The organism is Deltaproteobacteria bacterium (assembly GCA_019308905.1).
Taxonomy (GTDB): domain Bacteria; phylum Desulfobacterota; class BSN033; order WVXP01; family WVXP01; genus JAFDHF01.
Genome location: JAFDHF010000146.1, coordinates 1 through 2,297, shown reverse-complemented (window position 1 = coordinate 2,297; position 2,297 = coordinate 1). Strand labels below are relative to the sequence as shown.

At 59.3% G+C, this 2,297-nt stretch carries 2 protein-coding genes; both read left to right on the top strand.

The features are described 5' to 3' along the window. Positions 1-275 precede the first annotated feature (275 nt). On the top strand, positions 276-1,256 hold the full coding sequence (locus JRJ26_20655; protein ID MBW2059901.1) for a sugar ABC transporter substrate-binding protein: 981 nt from the start codon (positions 276-278) through the stop codon (positions 1,254-1,256). A 119-nt stretch (positions 1,257-1,375) separates the two neighbouring features. Further along, the coding region (locus JRJ26_20650; protein MBW2059900.1) for an ABC transporter permease at positions 1,376-2,297 on the top strand (922 nt) is incomplete at its 3' end.

Sequence of the window (2,297 nt, the reverse complement as noted above, 5' to 3'; positions counted from 1 at the left end):
GCCGTGCCGTGGTTGATGTCCCTCGTATCGGAACTGACGACACTCAAGACGGGCTTCATGCTCCTGGAGTGCTTCGTCTTGGCCTGCATCGGCTTGCTATGGTTCGGGCTGAGGCGGCTCTCTCCGGCATTCTAGTTCCCGTGGCGGCATGTGGGGGGGTGCGGCCGGAAGCCGGAGGAGAGAGCCTCTGATAGAGAGAGGGGGTGATAGGAACAGGCAGGTCTGGTTGGGATGGAAGAGGATTTGACCGAGAATTCAGAAAGGAGGAGAAAATCATGAAGCTGAGTCTCAAGGCCTTGTTGGCCGTTGTGGTTGCATTCGGCTTGGTCCTCGGTGCGTTCGGCCCGGCATGTGTACCGGCCGCCCAGGCAAAAGAAGAGTATACCTTCTACATGGTTTCACACGGCGGTCCTGCCACGCCCTTCTGGGGGGTTGTGATGAAGGGCATGAACGATGCTGCCAGGACCGTGGGGGTGAAGGCCATCTATATGGGTCCGGAGAAGTTCTCAATAAAGGAACTGGTCGACATGCTCGAGGGAGTGATCGCTGCCAAGCCAGATGGCATCGTCGTGACCATTACTTCGGTAGAACCCCTGGACAAGCCCCTCCGGAGGGCGATCTCCATGGGAATCCCAGTGATTGCTGCGAACGTCAAGGATCCGAGACCGCCTGAGGAGGCGATTCCCTACCTCTGCTACGTGGGGACCGATCAGTACCTCACGGGTGTCAAGGCGGCAAGAAGGCTGCTCCAGGAGTTCAGACCGAAGCGGGCCGTGGTCGGCATCCAGGAGGTGGGCCATATCGGCCTGGAGGCAAGGGCCAAGGGCTTTATCGACATCATGAAGGAGAAGGGCGTCCCTGCCGAGAAGCTCGACATCACCCCTGACCTCGCAAAGGGGGTCGAGGCCTACCGGAGCTACCTCCTCAGGCACCCTGACACGGACGCCATCTTCACGGTGACCCGGGCCGGTGCAGAGGCGGCTGTCAAGGTGGTCGAGGAAGAGGGGCTCGTGGGCAAGGTGAAGCTTGTCAACACGGACCTCTCGAAGACCATCATCAATGCCATCAAGAACGGGACGATGGTCGCCACCGCCGAACAGCAGCAGTATCTCCAGGGCTACCTGCCGATTATTTTCCTTTACAAATACAAGAAGCAGGGACTCTGCCCCACAGGAGACGTTCTGACAGGACCTTTTATCGTCGACAAGTCGAACGTCGCCATCGTGGAGAAGACCGTCGCGGAAGGGTATCGTTAGTATGAGGATCTCGGCACAGGGCTTGTCCTGCAGGAGTTCGGGCTCTTGCCGGGCGGGCCCTGTGCCCTGGAAACCACGGAAGGGGATCTTCCTTACCATGGAGGAGGACAAGACAAGCCATGACCAGCAGGGATAGAACCCTCTCATTGGGCGGCTTGATGGGCCGGGCCTTCCAGTACACGGAATTCGGGGCGATCATAGGATTTGTCGTCGTTTTTCTCGTCTTCTCCCTGATTTCGAGGCAGTTCCTGACGGCGAGGACCTTTGCGGCGATCCTGACGGTCACCGCGGAGCTGGGAATACTCACGGTGGGAATCGCCTTTCTGATGATCTCGGGGGAGTTCGATCTCTCCGTGGGATCTGTTCTCGCCGTGGCTGCCATGACTCTCGCCCTGCTGCTCAATCAGGGGATCTACCCGCTTGTTGCGTTCCTTATCTGCCTGGTTCTCGGTTGTTTGATGGGGCTCGTAAATGGAGTGATCACCCTGCGAGCCGACATCCCTTCCTTCATAACAACCCTGGGCATGATGATGGTCTGGCGGGGGGTTCTGCTGGCCGTTTCAGGCGGGTTCGTCATCCGATTCGAGGGCCACTCGGCCTTCGTGGATGCCCTTGCCCAACGCTTTGCAGGCGGGTTTAGGACTTCGGCTCTCTGGCTTGCCGGGATCGTGGTCGTTTTTGAGATCGTCCTTAGCGGGACCAGGTACGGGAACTGGGTCTATGCAACCGGTGGGAGCAAAGGGGTTGCCCGGGCCATGGGAGTCAATACGGGCAGGGTCAAGCTCGTCAATTTCGCCCTCTCCGGACTGCTCGCCGCAGTTGCAGGATGCATAACCTTTGGGAGATTCAAGCTGGTCGATCCCACCTTGGGGATGGGAATCGAGCTGGAGGCGATTGCCGCGGCCGTCATCGGCGGGGCCTTGCTCACCGGGGGTTATGGAAGCATCTTCGGCGCCTTTCTCGGTGCCTTTCTCGTGGGAATGGTACGGACGGGTTTGATCCTGGCAGGGGCGCCGGCATACTGGTACCGCGCGTTCATAG

Coding starts and splice junctions, on each gene's coding strand:
- JRJ26_20655 (MBW2059901.1), top strand. CDS start 276: ATGAAGCTGAGTCTCAAGGCCTTGTTGGCCGTTGTGGTTGCATTCGGC.